Genomic DNA, 21,612 nt, shown 5'->3' with positions numbered 1-21,612 from the left:
CACGCACCTCAATGAAAATCCCGGCTTGGGAACAAGCGTTTTGCCTGTTCGCGAGGGTGCATGGCGCGCGGAAGATGTTTGCGAGGGCGTGGGGTGTCATCGGCTTGAGGGGACGTTTCGCCCACGACCTCATTCATCGGGTGACCCAGATCAGATAGACGATGCGACATGTCTTCGATGTTCTGCGCGATAAGATGTACAACCATGCCTTCACGCTGTAGATGGCCGCTGACACGTAGAAGGCGCCCCCCCATCACAATCCGGCGAAACCGCTCATAAACTTTGTTCCAGACGACCACGTTAGTCACACCGGTTTCGTCTTCAAGTGTCAGGAAAATCACCCCGGAGGCCGTTCCTGGTCTTTGGCGAGTGATGACCAACCCGCAAACGCTGACCGGGCCCAGGGGGCGTGTAACCAAGCTGTCATGGGGCGCAATATGCGGCAATGTAGGCCGCAGGAGTTCCATTGGATGCGCCCGCAGGGACAGGCGCATTGAAACGTAATCCTCGACCACTTCTTCACCCAGATGCATGTTTGGCAATGTGACTTCCGGCTCCTGAATATGCTCGCCATCAATCGGGTCATTAAACAGGGGCAGTGGCCTCTGGCTGCGAATGGCTTTGGCTTGCCACAGGGCCTCGCGTCGCGTCAGGCCTATATCTGAAAAAGCATCAGCCTCTGCCAACCTTTCCAGTGCCGCAGGCTGTAGTCCGGCGCGCAACCACAGGCTTTGCTGGTCTTGATAGCCATTGTCACGGGCTGCAATAATCCAATTTGCGTCTTCTTCTTTGAAGCCTTTTATCTGTCGAAAGCCAAGGCGCAGTGCCAATGCACCATCATTCCGGCGCTCAAGCGTGTTGTCCCATGTGCTGTGGTTTACACAAATGGGACGCACTTCGACCTGATGCTCGCGCGCATCCCGCACGATCTGTGCAGGGGCATAGAAGCCCATTGGTTGGGAGTTGAGCAAAGCGCAGGCAAAGATCGCCGGATGATGGCATTTCAACCAAGACGATACGTAGGTAAGCATGGCAAAGGCGGCGGCGTGGCTTTCAGGAAAACCGTAATCCGCGAAACCTTCGATCTGACCAAAACAACGCTCTGCCACCTCATGGCTATAGCCGTTGGCCAGCATGCCGGTGATGAATTTGTCCCGAAACTTGCCGATGGTGCCCATGCGCCGAAAAGAGGCGATGGACCTGCGCAAATGATCCGCCTCTTCGGGAGTGAAACCTGCCCCGACGATGGCAATCTGCATGGCCTGCTCCTGAAACAGCGGTACGCCAAGCGTGCGCGCGGTGACGGCCTCCAGGGCCGGGCCAAAAGGTTCCGTTGATTCCAGCCCTTGCCGCCTTTTGATGTAAGGTTGCACCATGCCACCCTGAATGGGGCCAGGGCGAACGATCGCCACCTCAATCACGAGATCGTAAAAAGTACGCGGGCGCATCCGGGGCAGGAAATTCATCTGCGCCCGGCTTTCGACCTGAAAAACGCCGATCGCATCCGAAACGCAGAGCATATCGTAAGTGGCGGTGTCCTCTTGCGGAACGGTATCAAGCGAGAGAGTTTGCTTCTCATGTTTATGCATCAAATCAAATGCTTTGCGGATGCAACTGAGCATCCCCAAGCCCAGCACATCAACCTTGAGGATGTTCAGGGCGTCGATATCATCCTTGTCCCACTCGATAATTGTGCGTTCTTCCATAGCTGCATTTTCGATGGGGCATAGTTCGTCTAAGCGTCCTTTGGTGATGACGAAGCCGCCTACATGTTGCGACAGATGTCTTGGAAAACCAATAAGTTCTCCAATCAGGCGTATTGTTTGTGCAAGGCGTCTGTCACTTGGGTCCAGCCCCAATTCCTTGATCCGCTCTGGATCAGCGCCGCCATTGGACATGCTCCAGATCTGAGCTGAAAGGCTTGCAGTGATATCCTCGCTCAGCCCCATGACTTTACCAACTTCGCGGATCGCAGCCCGCGAACGGAAGTGGATTACTGTCGCGCAAAGCCCAGCGCGTTCGCGCTGATATTTTCTGTAAATCCACTGGATCACTTCTTCGCGGCGTTCATGTTCGAAATCCACGTCGATATCTGGCGGTTCCCCCCGATATTTTGAGATAAACCGTTCAAATACCATCGAGATCATATCGGGGCTGACATCTGTAATACCCAGTAAGTAGCAAAGGATGGAATTGGCCGCCGATCCCCGGCCTTGGCAGAGGATGCCAACAGATCGTGCGTATTCAACAATATCGTTCACCGTCAGGAAATATGCCGAATATTCCAACTCAGCGACGAGCTTGAGTTCCTTGCTCATCAAATCATGAACCCGCTGCGGCGCGCCATTAGGATAACGCCGCTTCAGCCCTTCATGCGCTAGGCGTTCCAATCGTTGTTGCGGAGGTTCCCCGTCAGACACTTCATCGGGGTATTCATAACTAAGTTCGCTGAGGCAAAAACTGCATTTTGCAGCAATTTCCATTGAACGGCGGACTGCGGCAGGATGGTTGCGGAACAACCGCGCCATGTCCGTATGCCCCTTCAATCGTCGCTCTGCATTTGGAAGGGCCCGAGTGCCGATCTCGTCAATGGTAATACGCTCACGCATACATGTCAGCACATCGGCCAATTGCTTGCGGTTGGCCCTATGCATCAGCACGTCGCCCACAGCAACCATCGGGGTTGCACATTGCTGTGCCAAGGTAGCGCAAGCGTTGAAATACGCCTGATCAGAGCCATCATAGCGCGGGGCTGCCCCCAGAAAGACATGACTGGGAAATTGACGCTGTACTTGTATGATCGCATCTTTACTAACGCCAGGTGGCCCTTGCGGCAGGGCAATCAGGATCATGCCCTGCGCGCCCTCTAGCAGGTCGCGTAGATAAAGGGTGCATTGCCCTTTTTCTGCGCGTCTTTTGCCAAGTGTCAAAAGACGCGAAAGCCGTTGGTATGCGGCCCGATCACGCGGTAGCGCAACCCAATCAGTCACGCTGTCGGCCAGGGTAAGGCGGCATCCTACGATCAGTTTTGGCAATCGTACGGTGTTAGGGCGTGCAATCTGCTTTGGCGTCCCGCGCTCTTGCCTCGAACTACTGTCTATTCTGTGCCGCGAACGTATCTTTATCGCCTCCTCTGCCTCCTCTTTGAGACACTTCAAAGCCGTATAGGCGCGCACCACACCCGCCAGCGAATTGCGATCCGTGATCGCCACCGCGCGCAGGTTCAATTCGGCCGCCCGCGTTATCATTTCTTCGGGGTGGGATGCGCCGGTGAGAAAGGTGAAGTTGGTCGTGACACATAATTCCGCATAATCAGAGGGTTTCATGTAAATTCTCCCTGAACGAACCAACCGGGATTTTGTGGTGTATAGAACAGCCACAACCGCCGACCTTGTTGCGTGTCTACCTTCCAGTAATCGCGCACTCCGGATCGCCAGTTATCATCCGAGAACCACCATTCCGGGGCGATACGCTCTGGACCTGTTACACGACCTGTTGATAATGCCATCCGTCGCCAGCGAAAGTGATCGGGTGGATATGTGCCGCAGCTTGCAATGGGCTCTGGCGGGAAAATAAGTAATGGACGGGGTCGCAGGCTTGCCCAGTGCCCGCCCGGTTCTGAATAGGCCACCGGAGAGATGATAAAGCTGCGTTCCGGGATATGGCTGTCGGCGGGTAAAAACCGCTGAATGTTTTCCAGGCCGATGCGCGCGCCCAAACGAGAAATCAAATCTTCTAACCCTGCTTTATCCTGTCCGTGCCGTTGGCTGATCTGCTGCGCAGGGAGATGTTCGATTTGCACGGCTTCCAGCCTCATCTGGTCGATGCCGTACCCCGCATCAATCGCGTCTACGCCCCGTTCAAATAGCGGTAATATCCGAGGTGCATCGCGAAGAGGGCGCGCGAGGCGTAATTCAACATGCTGGCTTTCTTGATCAACCCGGCGCAGAGACAGGCGCAGAACCCGCGCACCCATTTCTTGTAATTTGAGAGATTGGCATAGGCGTTCCAGCAATCGCGCCGTTCCAGCCATGACATCCTCCACAAGGCCAATCGGTTCTGGCAGGGTCATACGCACGCCATAATGCGGCAAGGTTTTCAGCGGCGATATTTGTTCTGGTTGCTGCCCCATGGCCTGATCTAGGCGCATGAGAAGCTCAGTACCAAAGCGGCGGTTCAGCGGTGCCCGTGCAGCCGTGCTCAATTCACCCACGGTGCGCATCCCAAGTCTTTGCAGTGTCTGATCTGTCTGTGAATTCAGACGCAAAGAAGCCGCTGGAAGGCTCCTGAGTGCGCTGATCATATCACCCGGTGGCGCGATGCCTTCCTTATAGCGGGCGAGGGCCCAAGCTGCACCGCGCGTATCTGCAATGCCGATACGTACGCTTAACCCTGCATGCTCAAGCCTTTGGCGCATATCAGCCAGCATCTCGGACTCTCCTCCAAAAAGATGCGCCGCACCGGTGATATCCAGAACCAGACCATCTTGCCCTTCGAGACCTACCCAGGGGCAATAGCGCGTGGCCCAACGGGACAGGATATGTTGAAACCGTTCCAAACTGCGATGATCAAAAGGATGACTTAGCAGATCGGGACAAAATGCACGGGCATCAGAGTAAGACATGCCGCGCTGCAACCCTTGCTGTTCGGCTAAGGTGTTTAGACAGTGAAGGCGGTTGGTGTTGTTTTGCTTGATTGTCAGCGCAAAAGGCGCATCAACAGGTCGCATGCGCAAGACCTGCTCAGATGCCAGCCTCGGAAACCACATTGATACGACGCGACGATGATGACCATCGAACATTCCAGACACCCAATGTTCCTGATTTGTTCTTAATAAGCTTCCAGCATTGCAGAGTCGAGTCTGCCGGATCAAAAAGTGGGCGGCAGTGCCATCGGGTCTCGGCAGTATTACTGCCCATGCCTTCAGGAATAATCGCTAAAGCGGTAGATTTTCCTGCCTTAGCCGCCAACTGCAAACGCCGCCCAGTGGTAAGGTTAAGCGGTTGGCTCAATTCCATGATCACAAGGGGAACAACGGATGAGCGCAGGCTTTCTTCTGCAACAGCAAGAACTTCGGTCAGGTTTTTTGCAGAAGCGATCAACAGGTTGTTCGGCGAGAAGAAATCAATGAAGCCGGCAGGAAGAAGTTGTTCTGTGCGCCAAGCCTCTCTGATCCATAAAAACGGTGCATCTGCCTGTGCCGCGAATACAGCGGCAAAAGACGGTGCCGCTGGGCCGCATACCTCGTGCATACGGTCAGGTTTAAGAGGGTACACTGTTGATAGGCTGCCGGTCATCATGCTGAAAACAGCACAAAGAGTTTCACTAATGCAAGTGGTAAGCTGTCATTGGCAAAGTTCGCAACGACTGTCTTGCCCGTATGGTCCCGGCGGCGAAAACTAATAGACCATCGCCGGGAACCTGGCAGTCCTGTTCATAGGATATCAAGTGACGCCTTCACCCGGTCCATGACGATCGAGGAGGTAAATTTGTTCACATTGGATTCGTCAAAGAAATATTCCTGTGTAAAGGTCTCGTATTCCTTGATGTCTTTGACGATCACCACCAAGATGAAATCCGCCTCGCCGGTGGTGTAATAGCATTGCTGAACCGCAGGCGCATTCTGCATTCTGCGTTTGAAGGCATCCAGATGCATGCGGCTTTCACGCTCAAGCATAACTTGCACGATCACTGTCATCTCCCGCCCGAGTTTTGCCGGGGAAAGCACTGCGATTTCGTTTTCAATTACGCCTGTTTCACGCAGTTTTTTGAGGCGCTTTTGGATCGCTGGTGGTGAAAGGCCGACCTCATACCCAAGCGTTTCCGCGGTAAGGCGGACGTTTGATTGCATGAGTTTGAGAATTTCAAGATCTTTGTCATCCATAGGAGGATTTTGATTGCTCATAAGGTAAATGGCAACGAGATTCATCACAATCTCTCTGAATTCGTTGGAATTTGTAATCAATTTCGCTGCGTAGGTACAGCTTGCAAGCCAAAGCAACAGTGTTTCGGCAAAGCGAGCCAAGAAAATTCAGCATAGGCAAATCTACCTAGGCAACGACGCGAATTCACAGCTGCTTCCAAAAGATGCAAAAGACATTACTAAGTATCGTGTGAGTTTCGAATATTATTCGATCTGTTGATGTGACGAGTAATTAAAAGCCCGTGTGTATATCCGTTGTCTTGTTGTGTCCTACATCCCCAAATTGAACGCTAGCGAGCTAAACACCAGGGCTGATTAAAAGATAGCGTTGCAACCTCCCTTTCAGTGGAATGTTGCAACGCTTATTTTTTTGCTGCCCGACTCACAAAGTTATCCATTGAGAGCACACATGAACGCGGCCTTATTTCGCCAGCTTTCTGAAAGTTTTGGAATGGATTTACCGGGCATTGGTAATCGCGGCATCCATCGTCAGTAGAAATTCTTGGCCATTGACGTCAAGTGATCGGACACTCTAGCCTTGGGCGATGCAATTTTGCCTTTGCAGACATAAGCAGCTTAAATTCTTGACGGCGCAGTTTCAGTGAGTGCCGGCCTTACCTCATCAAGCATAGGTCAAAGGTTTAGCCAAACATGCCCGCGTCATGAGCGTGCTGGACCGAAGGACGCGTGCGCATTGCTTCACGGAAGGCGAGAATTTTGGGAAAATCGCCAACATTCACCCCATCACCTTCCAGCCACGAGCAGACGGTGTAGAGGTAGGGATCGGCAATGGTAAATGTGCTGCCCATCACGAATGGTCCAGTAAGGGCGTTTTCCTCAATGAACTGGCAGCTTTCCGTCATGGTCTGGGGGACCTTGGCGGTCATGTCGGCGCGGGCGCTTTCTTGATCGGCCCAACGATGGCCGCGCATCTTGTGGGCGTGGTTCACATGCATGGTCGATGCCAGGTAATACATCACTGCACGCATCTGTGCCGCCTGCCACGGATCGGACGGTACAAGGCCCTGATCTGGTGCCAGAGTGGCAATGTAGTCGAGGATCGCGCCGGTTTCTGTCAGCGTACCGTGATCGGTGATCAGTGCGGGCACGCGGCCCTTGGGATTGATCGCTTGATATTCGGGTTTGGTTTGCTCTCCGGCGGCGAAATCGAGCCGAACCGGTTCGAATTTGACCCCAGCTTCGCGGAGCGCGATGACCGAGGCGATTGAGATCGTGTTGGGGGCATAAAAGAGTTTCATGGGCGCGTTCCTTGGCAGGGGATCAGACGAAGGTGCGGGCATGGGCGCGGTCGGGCGCGTCCAGATGCGGAGTGGCGTTGAACGTGCCCAGCATTAGCTGGTCATGCACGAAATGCAGCCGGTGCAGTGAGCTGTTCATGATCTGCAACATGACACGTGACGTGGCGGCGTTGTCCAGTGCTAGAATGTGACGCATGACCATGCCAATTACACCGCCTGAGGTTACCAGCAAGACTCGGCCATGGGCTCCGCAAAGCTCTTCGACCAGAGTGGTAATGCGGGTGGCGAAATTTTCGTATTGCTCGGGAATGCCTGACAAGAGGTCGCGCTGCCAATGGTCCATCAGAACCGGCAAGTGATGAACATAATCGCTGACACTTTGCGGGTAAGGCGTGCCATGCTGCTGTTCCAGTGCCTCGGCCATCGGGAAATATTGCAGCTCGTTCAGGCGTTTATCCTGGCGGGTGATGTCAAACCCCATGGCGCGGGCGGTGTCGGCCTGTCGGGTCAACGTGCCGGTGACCACATTGTCGAAATGTGGGTTGGTCCGTCGCATGTGCTGGCCCAGCCAGGTTGCTTGCTGACGACCCAGATCAGACAGGCGGTCATAGCTGGCTTCGTCCTTGGCGTCGGAATTGGCCTGTCCATGGCGGACAAGGATGATCTCTGTCAAATTCTGAATCCTGTTAGCGGTTTTCCACGGCAAGGTAACGCTAGGCGCAGGCGGGGGGAAGCCAGAGAGGCAGGAAATCTATGTGGATTTAAGCCTTGCCATGACCATCAAGCAGAAAATTCAGGATTTCGTCAGGCGACCGGGGCGGGATGCCTATCGCTTTGAACGGGTGTAATTCCGAGTGCAGGCAGATCTGAATATTCGAATTCCAATTCAATCGAGCGAAGCTCAGCTTGCAGCTCAGCTTCTTCTGCGGGCGACAGGCCGTCATCCTGAGGACTATCTGGCCCATCCGCAAAGAGGTTTTCACGCTCTCCTTCACCGTCGAAATAGCGTCTGACCTGTTCACAGGCGCGCCGACCCAGCTTTCTGATCTTGAATTTGTCACTGTATTCCGGGTCGGTTTGAAGGCACACATATTCAATCAAGCGACCGCTCAGATGCTGATTTTGAAATGCTCCATCATGCAACGTGAATTCGACCAAGACCGCACCGGTCAACAAGCGACCGTTATTTGCACTCCACTTGTGCATAATTTTCGCGGTATGGCATTCAACGTACATGGCCTTCGGTCCTCAGTGGTGAGTTCCAATAGATTTTCGCGCATAGCTAGAAATTATCAACCTATAGCTGAAATCAGCGATTCGCTAGAGTCCTTTGATTCTGTTAACGAATCTGGATAACTGCTGCGCAAAACCTTGCCGATGGCATTCTTGAGCGCGCCGATTGGGGTGGTGGTGAATTGGTGCCTCGACAAGGGATTTCCTTGCCAAGATAAACATGTCGTCAGAGGTGTTTCAGACCGCAGCTTGGCGCAAAAAAGTGGAGAGGTGTCGGGATTGGCGGACTCCCATTTTCCTTCGCATGGTCTAAGGTGGCGCGAACGAGGAGTTTTGCGCATGTCCGACACGATCAAATTCACCCTGGATGGCAAGGAAGTCGAGACTGCGGCGGGGCAGACGATTTGGGAAGTAGCGCATGGCCGAGGGCTGGTAATCCCGCATCTGTGCCACAAACCCGCGCCGGGGTATCGCCCCGATGGCAATTGCCGCGCCTGCATGGTCGAGGTTGAAGGTGAACGCACGCTCATCGCATCCTGCATCCGCGAAGCGGTGGACGGCATGGTGGTGACGACCAATTCGGCCCGCGCGGAAAATGCCCGCAAGATGGTGGTCGAGATGCTATTGGCAGACCAGCCCGAGCGTGACGCGTCCCATGACAAATCTTCGCACCTTTGGGACATGGCCGAGGCCAATGGCGTCAGTGAAAGCCGCTTTCCCAAGCTGGAAGAGGGGCGCATCCCGCTTCTGGATGACAGTCATGTGGCGATGAGCGTCAATCTGGACGCCTGCATTCAATGCGGCCTGTGCGTACGTGCTTGCCGCGAAGTGCAGGTCAATGACGTGATCGGCATGGCGGGCCGGGGCCATGATGCCTACCCGACTTTCGATTTCGCTGACCCGATGGGCGCCAGCACTTGTGTCGCTTGTGGAGAATGTGTGCAGGCCTGTCCGACCGGCGCGCTGATGCCGTCCTCGGTCGTGGATGACGCGCAGATGGGCGATAGTAAGGATTACGACAGCGAGGTCGAAAGCGTCTGCGCCTTCTGCGGCGTCGGCTGTCAGATCAGCATCAAGGTCAAGGACGGCAAGGTGAAATATGTCGAGGGCATCAACGGCCCTGCGAATGAGGGGCGTTTGTGCGTCAAGGGCCGCTTTGGCTATGACTACATCCACCACCAGCATCGCCTGACCAAGCCACTTATCCGTCGCGACGACGCGCCGGCAAAAGGTCTGAACGTCGATCCAGACAACTGGCAGGAATTTTTCCGCGAAGCCAGCTGGGACGAGGCACTAGATTTCGCTGCGAATGGCTTAAAGGGCCGGGGACGCGAAGTGGCGGGTTTTGGATCGGCCAAATGCACTAATGAAGAGGCGTATCTGTTCCAGAAGTTCATCCGCCAGGGCTTTGGCCACAATAATGTCGATCACTGCACGCGACTGTGCCATGCTTCCTCCGTGGCAGCACTGATCGAAAACGTTGGCTCGGGCGCGGTGACCGCAACGTTCAACGAGATCGAAAACGCCGATGTGGCGATTGCCATTGGCTGCAACCCGATCGAGAACCACCCCGTTGCGGCGACCTATTTCAAGCAGTTCACCAAGCGCGGCGGCAAGCTGATCGTGATGGATCCGCGCGGGGTTGGCCTGCGCCGTTTCGCCACCCATATGCTGCAATTCCGCCCCGGCGCGGATGTCAGTATGCTGAACGCAATCATGCACACGATTGTCGAGGAGGGCCTCTACGATCAACAATATATCGACGCCTATACCGAAAACTGGGAAGCGGAAAAGGCGCATCTTGCCGATTTCAACCCGGAGAAGATGGAAGATATATGCGGTATTCCAGCCGAAACCCTGCGCCAGGTCGCGCGCGATTTCGCCAACGCCAAGTCGGGCATGATCTTCTGGGGCATGGGTGTCAGCCAGCATATCCACGGCACGGATAACTCGCGCTGCCTGATTTCGCTTGCACTGATGTGCGGCCACGTCGGTCGTCCGGGCACCGGCCTGCATCCCCTGCGTGGTCAGAATAATGTGCAGGGCGCGTCCGATGCGGGGCTTATCCCGATGTTCCTGCCGGACTATCAGACCGTCACCGACGATGGCGTGCGTTCGGCCTTTACGGATGTCTGGGGCACTGGCGACTTCTCGAACGAAAAGGGCCTGACCGTGACCGAGATCATGGATGCGGTGCACGATGATCAGATCAAGGCGATGTATATTCTGGGTGAAAACCCTGCGATGTCGGACCCGGATGTGGAACACGCCCGTGATGCTCTGGCAAAACTGGATCATCTGGTGGTGCAGGACATTTTCATTACCGAAACGGCGAACTATGCCGATGTGATCCTGCCGGCGAGCGCGTTATATGAAAAATCCGGTACGGTATCTAATACCAACCGGCAGGTGCAGATGCTGCGCCCCGCCGTCGCCCCGCCGGGTGAGGCGAAAGAGGATTGGTTGATTGAGGTTGAGTTGGCCAAGCGCTGCGGTTTGAACTGGACCTATACGCACCCCTCCGAAGTGTTTGCCGAGATGGCGATCAACATGCGCTCGCTCGACAACATTACTTGGGAGCGACTGGAAAATACTGCCGTGACCTATCCCAGCCTGGGCCCCGAAGATCCCGGCCAGGCAGTCGTGTTCGGCGATGGCTTTCCGCGGCCTGAAGGTCGTGCACGCTTTACGCCGGCCAGCGTCATTGCACCGGACGATCCACCCGATGCCGACTATCCGATGGTTCTGACTACAGGCAGGCAGCTAGAACACTGGCATACCGGGTCGATGACGCGCCGTGCCACCGTGCTCGATGCGGTGGAACCGGAGGCCAACTGTTCGATGCATCCCAGCACCTTGCGCAAACTGGGCGTTGAACCCGGCGATCATGTGCGTCTGACCACCAAACGTGGCAGCATCGAGATCATGGCCCGCGCTGACCGTGCTATTTCGCCCGATATGGTGTTCCTGCCCTTCGCCTACGTCGAGGCAGCGGCTAACATCCTGACCAATCCCGCGGTCGACCCCTATGGTAAGATCCCGGAATTCAAGTTCTCGGCAGTGAAGGTCGAGGCGGCAAACCCGGGAGCGGTGGCGGCAGAGTAAGTGTTGGGGGTCAAGCGGTCACCTGATTAAGTGCGCTGGCGCGCTCGCTTTAGCTCGTTACTAGTTCATGGCTCCATTTTCGGGTCTCGAGCTTTGGATGTAACGCATCACCTTCAGCCTTTTTGCCGGAGGCAAGGGTGATGCACCTCCGGTCAAGGTATTTCTTTAGAGATGAAGTGTGCAAGTACTACTCGGCTGCAATGGACACTTCTTGCTTAAGTCTCAGAAGCCCTGTGGATTGCCTTTGATCAGCATCCCATTTCCGTCGATCTTGCCGTCCTTCAGCATTACCATTGATGGACCATCGAGTGTCACCTCGAAACAGCGATCCTCGCCATCGCCGTATTTGAAACACATCACACCATCTTCGGTGCGCCATTTGCCGGAATAGTCCACTCCACGGATTGATCCGTCGGGGGCATAATATTCGGCAAAACCGGAACCACCTGCACTCATTGAACCCTGGTAAGTATGATCTGAAACCGCTTCAGCGATTTCCTGAGCGTTTGGCATATCACCAGCATAGAGCGGCGTTGTGAAAAGCGTCGCTGCTACAAGTGCGGCGGTTGTTCTAACGATAGGGTTTGGAATCTGCATTTTTGTCTCCTGAATTTGTCGGTATCCAAAGTTTATTACTGTGTTTTTGCAATTCAATTTGCGATAATCGGTAGTATGCCTGCGAAAATGCAGGTCAAAAATCTACAATAACAAGGAGGCCACCAGTATGATCGACTGGGATCATTGGCGCACGATTCTGGCGGTATTTCGGACCGGCACTTATACCGGCGCGGCGCGGATGTTGCGGCTTGATGCCACGACGGTGGGACGGCGGGTCAAATCTTTGGAACAGCGGCTGGGGCACCGTTTGTTCATTCGCGATGGTGATCGGTTTTATCCAACCAAGGAATGCGAACCACTACTGAGCCATGTCGAAGAAGCAGCCGAAGCGTTGCGCGATGCTGAACAATTGAACCCGGTGACGGATCAAGGGGCGATCTGGCGGGACATGCGGATGACCGCACCTCCGTTTCTGATCTCGACTATCTTTGCGCCGGCGGTTGCTTGTCTGGGAGCGCGCCGCCGTATCCGGGTCGAGTTGGTCGGGACAGCCAGCAAGGCAGGATTGCAGCGGCGTGAGGCGGATATCGCGATCAGGATCGAAGACCGCCCGGGTGAAATCCGGGACAATGATCCACGGATTGACGCGGAGCGTCTCGGAGTATTGCGTTATGCTGTTTATCACGCCACGTCGAACCAAAACAAAGATATACCTTGGGCCGGATTGATGGAGCGGCATGTACGTACGACCGGAGAGGACGTGATGACCAACCTAGCAGGTGAGCACGGTTTTCGCTACCGGACACAGCAATTTGATGCGCTATCTGAGATCGTGGCCTGTGGTGCGGCCCGGGCGTTGTTGCCAAGATGTATTGGGGATCGAGACCCGCGGCTGACCGCGCTGTCCGAGACCGTGCTGCGTCAGCCCTTGTGGATGCTACACCACCAGCAAGACCGTGACATACCACATCTGAGATATTCGCGTGAATGGATCTTGAAGGTGGTTGAAGACACTCTTTGAAACGGTCGCTGCCAACCTCAGCGAATGCAGTTGTGAAACAAAATATCGGTCATAATCGCCTGATTTTGGAACGAATTCTGGTCCACCCACCGGGGCTGAGGAAAAAAGAAAGAACAAAACCAAAGACAAACCCGCCCACATCCGCCAGCCACTCGCCATTGCCGCCGAAAAGCAGACCGAAAATCAGTTGCAGCGCTAGAAGGATGCCGATGAGGGAAAACGCCCGAGCCTGTTGTGCACCCATTTGTCCAAGCTTCAGCCACATGAGGAAGGTAAATCCGCCGATCAGCCCGTATACACCTGGGAAAGCACCGACCAGCCAGGGCTGATTTGATCCGGCCATCAGGCCATAAATCACCGCACCACCAACCGATGACGCGACAAACAGCAAGAGCGTGGCCCATTGACTGAAAACCTCACCCACAAACTTCCCCAGGGCCAGCAGCATCGCCCCTGCAAAAAGCATATGGGTAAAAGTACCATGCACGAAGATATAGGTAACAAAGCGGATCAGATGTTCCTGCGGGTAACGCCCGTTCTGCATCATCCACGCCATGATATCGGCGTTGAATCCGTAAGTCTGGATGGCCGAGTTGCGCCAGCCGATTGCTGCCGGACCGCCGGCGAGACCACCTGCGCCCAGCTGAAAAATCACCTCGACCCCCAGCATAAGCAGAAACAGTGCCACGATGACGGGCGGCAACGGGTTGACGGGACTGTTGGTTTCAGGGCTGCTCATGCCTGCTCTCCTTGACGGGGCTTTGGGTCATGGGTAAGCGAGGCCGACGAATAAATCCAGTCGGAGATGACACATGACCGAGGCGGAATTTACCTCACGCGTCTTTTCGGGCATCCAGCCCTCGGGCGGATTGACCCTAGGCAACTACCTCGGTGCCCTCAAGCGGTTCGCCCAAGCGCAGGATCAGGGGATCGAAACGATCTATTGCATGGTCGACCTGCATGCCATCACGGTCTGGCAGGACCCGGTCAAACTGCGTCATGCCACACGAGAGTTGTGCGCGGGTTTCATAGCCTCGGGCGTCGACCCAGAAAAGTCGATCCTGTTCAATCAGTCTCAGGTCTCGGAACATGCGCAATTGGCGTGGATTTTCAACTGTGTCGCGCGCATGGGGTGGATGAAGCGGATGACCCAGTTCAAGGACAAGGCTGGGAAGAATGCAGAGAATGCCTCGTTGGGCCTGTTTGGCTATCCGGCGCTGATGGCGGCGGATATTCTAGTCTATCATGCGACGCATGTGCCGGTGGGTGAGGATCAGAAACAGCATCTGGAGTTGACCCGCGACATTGCAGCCAAGTTCAACCACGATTACAGTGTCGATTTCTTTCCGATCACCGAGCCAGTGATAGAGGGTGCCGCCACACGGGTGATGAGCCTGCGGGATGGATCCAAGAAAATGTCGAAATCCGATCCGTCGGATATGAGCAGGATCAACCTGACTGACGACGCCGACACAATTGCCAAGAAAATCCGTAAGGCCAAGACTGACCCCGAGCCACTTCCGTCGGAGGTGGCAGGGCTTGAGGATCGGCCCGAAGCACGCAATCTGATCAATATTTACGCGGCACTGTCTGATAAGTCGGTTGATCAGGTTATGGCCGATGTGGGCGGCAAGGCGTTTTCCGAATTCAAACCGATGCTAGCCGACCTTGCTGTGGCGCAAATGGCCCCGATCTCAGACGAGATGTCCCGATTGATGCAGGATGAGGCCGAGATTGACCGTATTCTTACTGTCGGTGCGGACCGTGCCCGAGCCATCGCCGCACCGATCCTGAAGAAAACCTATGAGATCGTGGGCTTGGTTGGAAGTTAACGCCAGCGGTTTGCGCTCAAATTGAACGCAAACGATATCTTCTTAGGCATCGCCTATCTTGTCTATCATGGCAAGGCGGCGCAGATGCTTAGCAATGTGATTTGACGCACAGGGGATGGGCGAAAACCGCCAATTGTGAGGGGTTTGGCAGAGCGCATATCCTTTTGGAGTAAAAGAAAGGCTCCACCATGACCCATCCGATTCATCCCGACGCTAAAATCGGCCATGTTCATCTGAAAGTGGCTGATCTCGACCGGTCCATCGCCTTTTACCGCGATGTGCTGGGCTTTGAACTGCAACAACGCATTGGTGATCAGGCGGCTTTTTTGTCAGCAGGCGGATATCATCACCACCTGGGACTGAACACTTGGGAGAGCCGTGGCGGCAACCCTGCGCCCAAAGGACATACCGGCCTTTATCACACGGCGTTTTTGTATCCGGATCGCATTCAATTGGCTGATGCTCTGAAACGGGTATCGGACGCTGGTATCCCCATCGAAGGTTCGGCGGATCACGGTGTTAGCGAAGCGATCTATATTTCGGATCCCGATGGTAACGGTGTTGAGCTTTATCGCGACCGTCCTGAAGCGGAATGGCCCCGCGATGCGTCGGGCGGCCTTGTGATGGTGAACGACCCGCTTGATCTGCATGAGCTTTTGAAAGAGGTACCACGCTGAGTCTGGACCTGATCGCCTGCACGGCTTACCTTGCGCAAAAATTGGGGGAAAGAATGGCAACCGGCAGCAATATTCGCACCTATTTCAACGGCACTTGGCATGCAGGTGACGTTGCGGTGATGAAAGCCGCCGACCACGGGATGTGGTTAGGTAGCAATGTGTTTGACGGCGCGCGTCTTGCGAATGGTCTGACACCTGATCTGGACAAGCATTGTGATCGGTTGAATGCCTCTGCCGAGGCGCTGATGGTGACGCCTACGGTATCGCCGGAAGAGATGGTCGAGATCGTCAAGGAAGGACTAGAGGCTTATCCCAAGGATGCAGCTGTCTATATTCGCCCTATGTATTGGGCACTGGAAGGCGGTATGTCGGCTATTGTTCCAAAAGAGGGGGGTGGTACCGGTTTTGCCATCTGCCTAGAAGAAATCCCGATGGCGGCGCCGGAAGATGCCGCGAGCCTGACGCGCACACGGTTTCGCCGACCAATGCTTGAAGACGCAGTGGTGAATGCCAAGGCGGCCTGTCTTTACCCGAACAATGCACGCATGTTGGCTGAGGCCCGTAAAAAGGGTTTCAGCAACGCGTTGGTCGCCGACGCGCTTGGTAACGTGGCCGAGTCTGCAACCTCGAACGCTTTTGCTGTGAAAGACGGAGAAGTGTTTACACCTGTGCCAAACGGTACATTTTTGGCGGGGATCACACGCGCGCGCCATATCGCAAACCTGCGAGCAGATGGTGTGACCGTGCATGAATGTGTAATGTCATTTGAGGATTATCATGATGCCGACGAGGTATTCTTGTCGGGCAATATGATGAAAGTTACGCCGGTGACGGGTTTTGATGAAACCAGCTATCAGATTGGCCCGATCACACGTCGGGTGCGCGAAATGTACTGGGATTGGGCAGCGTCTGCCAATTGATCTTCGGTCGAATTGAACGCACTGGAACACTGTTATACCGCGTCGTCCACCCAGGACATCCCCTTGGGTAGAGTAATCTCAAGGGGCGATGGTGGACGCTCCCAAATGCTTACGTGCCTGAAATCTATAACTGAATTGCGCGGGCAGATGTGAAACCTGTTATGGAATGGCTTTTGTCTCTGAATGGTGGAAAATAACCCATAAGTTGAGAGGTCACGTTTTACGTGCTATGATTGAAGGATATTTATTGAGGTTTTTCTCATGAAATATTCTACTTACTATATTGATAACAAGACTTTCGACGACACGAAGAAAAGCATTGAAAAGGCAGGCGGCTGGTGGGTTCGATTCGGAACCGACATGTTGACTTATGCTGCAAACAACCGCTGGTCGGATGTTGACGCGCGGTTTTCAGCCGACAAGAGGAATGCCCGGCAAAACGCGGGCAGCGTGCGAAAAAGCGACATGCATCTTGTGGTCCAGAAGGGGCGCACGTTTCAACAGGAGAACCCTGATGCCGAGGTGCTTTATGACAAGGGCCGTTATCTAGTCGTCGCAATGTCACCGGCCAAGGCGAAGCAGCTGGCCAAGCGCAAGGATGTTTGTTTTCACATCATGCCGCTTGAGGAAAATCAGGTTGTCTTTGAAGAATATGTGCCAAAACGTACCGAAGCACCGACCGACACACCCGAAGCGGGCATTGTGGCAGGCGTGCAGAAATCCGTTTTTGAAAGCTATATTTCGCAGCTGGTATCGTATCCGACGCGGCTGTCTACCAGCTCACATTACATGGAAGCTGCGGGATGGGCCAATGGTGTGTTAGCGGGCATGGGATATGGCACTAGCCTCGAAACCGTTTCATTGTCCGGCGGCAAGACATCGGCAAACGTTGTGGCCAAGCGTCAGGGCAACGGCGGCATTGCGCGTGAGAACATTATCGTCGTGGCGCATCTGGATTCAGTCAATCATCCGGGTGGTGCGTCGGCTGATGCCCCAGGAGCGGATGATAATGCAAGCGGCTCTGCAGGGCTTTTGACCTTGGCGGCGGCATGTTCGGGGCACGAATTCGCCCATGATTTAACCTTCATCTTGTTCGGCGGAGAAGAACAAGGCCTGCATGGCAGTACGCAATATGTTGCGTCCCTCCCCCCCGCCGAACGGGCACGCACGCGGGCGGTGCTGAACATGGACATGATCGGATCTGTCAATGCCACTCCGCCCGCCGTGCTGCTTGAAGGCGCGACGCTCAGCCAGTCGCTGATCGATGGATTGGCGACATCTGCGGCGCAATTTACTACACTCACGGTTCAAACGTCCCTCAACCCCTTTGCCAGCGATCATGTGCCTTTCATCGACGAGGGGATACCGGCAGTGCTGACCATAGAAGGGGCGGATGGTGCAAATAGCGCGATCCACACCGGTGACGACACTCTGGATAAGATCGACGCTGATTTCGCCATTTCGATTCTGCGAATGAATGCCGGGTTCATCGCGGCTGAGGCCGGGGTGATCAAACCACCCGCCGATTGCGGCTGTGGGGGTGGCGCCGATACGCCTCCGGTTACAGCAGAGGAGGCGCAGGCGGCGCGCGAACTGGCGCTGCACTACCAAGCTCTTTTTGCTCAATATTCGCGGCTTTGGCGTGATGGACTGCTTTCATCCGCTGACTATGGCAACTGGCAATCCGCGCGCGCGGCACACGATGCACTGATGCAGCAAATGGGTGTCGCCACACCACATACCTACCCGCAGAATGCCGGGTTATACTAAGGGCGTCGCAACATGAGTGGAAATGGATGTAGGGATGGCCGAAAATCTGGATGTAACCGGCGAATGGGTGGAGGTTGCCGAAGAGGGCAGCGATGGCGTGATCGTTTTCTATCGTCAAGGCCCGGACATTCCGCCGTCGCGCGGCGGACGTCGGCAATTACACCTGCGATATCAGGGAGAGGCTGGCGCTGAGGCTCCTGGCCCGACTGATAGATCCGAGAGTTCCGGGGCCGGCGGATGGTTCCGTGATGGCAAGACGCTTCATATCCGTGTGCCCGGCTGGGAGGGCGATTATGAGATCGAAGATGTGCAGAACACCCGGCTGATCCTGCGCAAGCGATAACAGTTAGTGATCCAGGTCGGATTGCCTGGCTTGTTTAATCGCGAAATCACTCCTGCACGACCTATCCGGTACGTGCGCCTTGACAAGTTATGCTCCGGTTTGATCCCGGCGCAGGCGTGAATTTTAAGACCTCCGCATTTTTTTCGCGGCATTTCATTTAGACGAAAAGGAGAAAGCCAAATGGCCGACGACCAGAACCCCAAACACCGCGGTTGCGGCACGATGGAGGTGCACCGGCGCATGCTGGACACCGATCCAGAATATGCCCGCCGCCTGACGCGTATCGAAGAGCATGCCTTCCGCGCGTCGATGTCGCCGATGATGCGACCGGGCTGTACGCAAATTGCCGTGGTCGTGCACGTTGTCTACAAGACGGCGGCCCAGAATATCAGCCAGGCCCAGATCGATAGCCAGATTGAGGTGTTGAACCGCGACTTCCGCAAGAAAAATGCTGATATCTCAAATGTTCCGGCACCGTTTGCACCGCTCGCCGGGGATGCCCGGATCGAATTCAAACTGGCCACCACCGATCCGGATGGTAAACCTACCGATGGTGTAACAAGGACCGAGACCAATAAGACTTCGTTCGGGTCAAATGACGATGTAAAATTTACCGCACAGGGTGGCATAGACGCATGGCCGCGCGATGATTATCTGAACATATGGGTGTGCCAATTGTCGGGCGGCCTGTTGGGTTATGCCCAGTTCCCCGGCGGGGCGGCGGCCACTGATGGTGTCGTTTGCACTCATACTGGATTTGGCACGACGGGTACCGCCGCTGCGCCCTTCGACAAAGGGCGCACCACCACTCACGAGATCGGTCACTGGCTGAACTTGCGGCATATCTGGGGCGATGATGGCGGCGGCTGCTCAGGCTCCGACTTTATCGCCGATACACCCAATCAGGCAGGACCGAATACCGGCAAGCCGACCTTCCCGTCGGTCACCTGCTCGAACGGGCCAAATGGCGACATGTTCATGAACTACATGGACTATGTCGATGACGACACGATGGTGATGTTCACTGAAGGTCAGATTGCCCGGATGCAGGCGTGTCTTGACGGGCCGCGCAGCGCCATCGGCACCACAATACCCTGTGTCGATATCGGCCCGAAGATACCGCCGAAGGATCATCCGAAGGACCTGCCCAAGGATACTCTAAAGGATTTTCCGAAAGATCCGCCCAAGGACTTCCCCAAGGATGGACCAAAGGATTTCCCCAAGGACTTCCCGAAAGACGGCCCCAAGGATTTTCCAAAGGACGGGCCAAAAGACATTCCCAAAGACCCTCCCAAGGATTTCCCAAAGGATCCTCCGAAAGACTTTCCCAAGGATCCGCCCAAGGATTTTCCCAAGGATGGACCAAAGGATTTCCCGAAAGATGTCACCAAAGAACCGCCCAAGGATGGCCCCAAAGATGGGCCGAAGGACGGACCCAAGGATATCGGCAAAGATCCTGGCAAGGATTTCCCCAAGGATATCCAGAAAGAACCGCCAAAGGACGGACCAAAGGATGGGCCGAAAGACAGTCCCAAAGACTTTGGCAAGGACCCCGGCAAAGAACCGATCAAGGACATCATCAAGGAAGGACCTTTCGATCCTGGTCCTGGCAAGCCGCCGCGTCTTGATCCCGGACCCAAAAATATCCTGGGCGACATCCCGATCCCGGATAAGGGTATTTTCGAAAACCCGACGCTCCCTGGGGGGCCGACTGTTCAGCCGCTTCAGCCTTTACAGCCAATTCAGCCCGTGCAACCCAACGTACCCTTCGTTTTGGGTACAGGAATGCCGTTTGGCGGACAGATGCACCAGCAAGATGCCCGGACACAGCATCTGGCACATTACGCGCAGATCCTTCAACAATATTCCGAATTGAACCAGCGCGGCATGTTGGATGCGCAAGGTCAAGCAGCGTGGCAACAGGTTTGGGCCGCATATCAGCAGCTCGGCGGGAGTTGACCGGCCTGTGACAAGAATTGGGTCGGCGGCTTGGTCGCCGGCCCCCATTCCAGTTCAAGGACCTTTCCGTTGATTTTAATCATTTCCTTTCACGACAATGACCATGTTTCTCGAGTCACGCAGCATCTGAAATCTGACTATGAAATCCTCGACCTGGCCTCGATCCCTAAAGAGGCCAGCGTGCATGCCTATGCGGGGGCGGACGCCGACCGACTGCTGATCGATACGCCATCGGGGAGACGGATTGATCTTGATACGGTTGGTGCGGTCTGGCATCGGCGACTTAGGTCATTCACCATAGATCCAGCGGTTACAGATGAGACCGCGCATATGTTTGCCATGTCTGAGACATCCGAAGCGGTGCAGGGTTTCTGGTATGCGATGCCATGCTATTGGATGAACCACCCAACTGCGGACGAAATGGCGCTGCGCAAGGTTGTCCAGCACCGGGTCGCGCATCAATTGGGTTTGCGCATTCCAGAAACGCTGGTCACCAACGGCCCGGACGAGGCCCGCGCCTTTATCGAGCGCCATGCGGCCAAGGGTGTTGTGCGCAAAGCGTTTCGCAACATCGCACAGGCGCCGCGCGAAACCCTCAAGATCGGCCCCGAGGAGATGGCGCTGATTGACAGCGTACGCTTTGCACCCGTGATCTTGCAGGAATACATCCCTCTGGCCTTGGATATCCGGGTGACCGTTGTGGATGATCAGATCTTTGCCACCTCGTTCAAATCCGATCCTCAATACGAGGTCGACTACCGGCCCGGAGTGGGCAGCGCGGATGTGCAGCCCTATGAACTGCCGGATGATGTGGCGGACCGGTTGATGCGACTGATGCAGCATTTCGGGCTGAAATACGGGGCGGTAGATTTCCGCCTGACACCCGATGGTGAGCATGTGTTTTTCGAAGTTAACCCCGCCGGCGAATACCTGTTTGCGTCGGAACGCACCGGGCAGCCTATCCCGCAGGCCATTGCCGCCGCGTTGGATCGGAATGCAAAGCGCTAGCCGC

General features: G+C 55.2%; 18 protein-coding genes. 9 read left to right on the top strand and 9 right to left on the bottom strand.

Features of this window, described 5'->3' with window-relative positions; all coding sequences use genetic code 11:
- Nucleotides 1-8 precede the first annotated feature (8 nt).
- The 7 genes from Q1B27_RS09705 to Q1B27_RS09675 form a co-directional block, all read right to left on the bottom strand.
- A complete protein-coding gene (locus Q1B27_RS09705; RefSeq protein ID WP_299846944.1) occupies nt 9-3,326 on the bottom strand; it encodes an error-prone DNA polymerase in 3,318 nt (1,105 codons plus the stop codon).
- Nucleotides 3,323-4,801, bottom strand: a complete 1,479-nt coding sequence (locus tag Q1B27_RS09700) for a DNA polymerase Y family protein (protein WP_299847658.1) — start codon at nt 4,799-4,801, stop codon at nt 3,323-3,325. The genes Q1B27_RS09705 and Q1B27_RS09700 overlap by 4 nt, the downstream gene beginning before the upstream one ends.
- Nucleotides 4,743-5,300, bottom strand: a complete 558-nt coding sequence (locus Q1B27_RS09695; RefSeq protein ID WP_367181345.1) for a hypothetical protein — start codon at nt 5,298-5,300, stop codon at nt 4,743-4,745. Before Q1B27_RS09695 ends, Q1B27_RS09700 begins: the two co-directional genes overlap by 59 nt.
- A gap of 134 nt (nt 5,301-5,434) precedes the next feature.
- Nucleotides 5,435-6,025 carry an Lrp/AsnC family transcriptional regulator gene (locus Q1B27_RS09690; protein ID WP_367181344.1) on the bottom strand — a complete coding sequence of 197 codons (591 nt, stop codon included), beginning with the start codon at nt 6,023-6,025 and terminating at the stop codon, nt 5,435-5,437.
- A 539-nt stretch (nt 6,026-6,564) separates the two neighbouring features.
- On the bottom strand, nt 6,565-7,182 hold the full coding sequence (locus Q1B27_RS09685) for a glutathione S-transferase family protein (protein ID WP_299846942.1): 618 nt from the start codon (nt 7,180-7,182) through the stop codon (nt 6,565-6,567).
- Between the two features lie 22 nt (nt 7,183-7,204).
- Entirely contained in the window at nt 7,205-7,855 is a 651-nt protein-coding gene (locus Q1B27_RS09680; protein ID WP_299846940.1) for a histidine phosphatase family protein, read from the bottom strand.
- Nucleotides 7,856-7,986: 131 nt separating this feature from the next.
- Nucleotides 7,987-8,418, bottom strand: a complete 432-nt coding sequence (locus tag Q1B27_RS09675; RefSeq protein WP_299846938.1) for a hypothetical protein — start codon at nt 8,416-8,418, stop codon at nt 7,987-7,989.
- Nucleotides 8,419-8,754: 336 nt separating this feature from the next.
- Between Q1B27_RS09675 and fdhF the strand changes: the two genes are divergently transcribed.
- On the top strand, nt 8,755-11,520 hold the full coding sequence (fdhF, locus tag Q1B27_RS09670) for a formate dehydrogenase subunit alpha (RefSeq protein ID WP_299846936.1): 2,766 nt from the start codon (nt 8,755-8,757) through the stop codon (nt 11,518-11,520).
- 222 nt (nt 11,521-11,742) lie between these two features.
- Here fdhF and Q1B27_RS09665 read toward each other — a convergent pair whose 3' ends face one another.
- Nucleotides 11,743-12,117, bottom strand: a complete 375-nt coding sequence (locus Q1B27_RS09665; protein WP_299846934.1) for a hypothetical protein — start codon at nt 12,115-12,117, stop codon at nt 11,743-11,745.
- 127 nt (nt 12,118-12,244) lie between these two features.
- Here Q1B27_RS09665 and Q1B27_RS09660 point away from each other — a divergent pair, with 127 nt between their 5' ends.
- The gene (locus tag Q1B27_RS09660; RefSeq protein WP_299846932.1) at nt 12,245-13,099 is read left to right on the top strand and encodes a LysR family transcriptional regulator; all 855 of its coding nucleotides are present in this window, start codon (nt 12,245-12,247) and stop codon (nt 13,097-13,099) included.
- A 49-nt stretch (nt 13,100-13,148) separates the two neighbouring features.
- Here the strand turns inward: Q1B27_RS09660 and Q1B27_RS09655 are convergent, their stop codons facing one another.
- Nucleotides 13,149-13,838, bottom strand: a complete 690-nt coding sequence (locus Q1B27_RS09655) for a rhomboid family intramembrane serine protease (protein ID WP_299846930.1) — start codon at nt 13,836-13,838, stop codon at nt 13,149-13,151.
- Between the two features lie 73 nt (nt 13,839-13,911).
- Here Q1B27_RS09655 and trpS point away from each other — a divergent pair, with 73 nt between their 5' ends.
- The 7 genes from trpS to Q1B27_RS09620 all read left to right on the top strand — a co-directional run bounded on the left by trpS (nt 13,912) and on the right by Q1B27_RS09620 (nt 21,608).
- Nucleotides 13,912-14,931 (top strand): tryptophan--tRNA ligase, encoded by a 1,020-nt coding sequence (trpS, locus tag Q1B27_RS09650; protein ID WP_299846928.1) that lies wholly within the window; start codon nt 13,912-13,914, stop codon nt 14,929-14,931.
- 188 nt (nt 14,932-15,119) lie between these two features.
- Nucleotides 15,120-15,608, top strand: coding sequence for a VOC family protein (locus tag Q1B27_RS09645; protein WP_299846926.1), 489 nt, complete (start codon nt 15,120-15,122; stop codon nt 15,606-15,608).
- Between the two features lie 53 nt (nt 15,609-15,661).
- Entirely contained in the window at nt 15,662-16,528 is an 867-nt protein-coding gene (locus Q1B27_RS09640; RefSeq protein WP_299846924.1) for a branched-chain amino acid aminotransferase, read from the top strand.
- A gap of 261 nt (nt 16,529-16,789) precedes the next feature.
- Entirely contained in the window at nt 16,790-18,298 is a 1,509-nt protein-coding gene (locus Q1B27_RS09635) for a M28 family metallopeptidase (RefSeq protein WP_299846922.1), read from the top strand.
- Nucleotides 18,299-18,332: 34 nt separating this feature from the next.
- The gene (locus Q1B27_RS09630) at nt 18,333-18,641 is read left to right on the top strand and encodes a hypothetical protein (RefSeq protein ID WP_299846920.1); all 309 of its coding nucleotides are present in this window, start codon (nt 18,333-18,335) and stop codon (nt 18,639-18,641) included.
- A gap of 180 nt (nt 18,642-18,821) precedes the next feature.
- On the top strand, nt 18,822-20,600 hold the full coding sequence (locus tag Q1B27_RS09625) for a M43 family zinc metalloprotease (protein WP_299846918.1): 1,779 nt from the start codon (nt 18,822-18,824) through the stop codon (nt 20,598-20,600).
- Between the two features lie 69 nt (nt 20,601-20,669).
- Nucleotides 20,670-21,608 (top strand): RimK family alpha-L-glutamate ligase, encoded by a 939-nt coding sequence (locus Q1B27_RS09620; protein WP_299846916.1) that lies wholly within the window; start codon nt 20,670-20,672, stop codon nt 21,606-21,608.
- Nucleotides 21,609-21,612 lie beyond the last annotated feature (4 nt).

The organism is uncultured Roseovarius sp., from assembly GCF_947489715.1.
Lineage (GTDB): Bacteria > Pseudomonadota > Alphaproteobacteria > Rhodobacterales > Rhodobacteraceae > Roseovarius.
The sequence above is the reverse complement of the archived record's forward strand: the minus strand, read 5'-3'. Positions and strand labels throughout refer to the sequence as shown.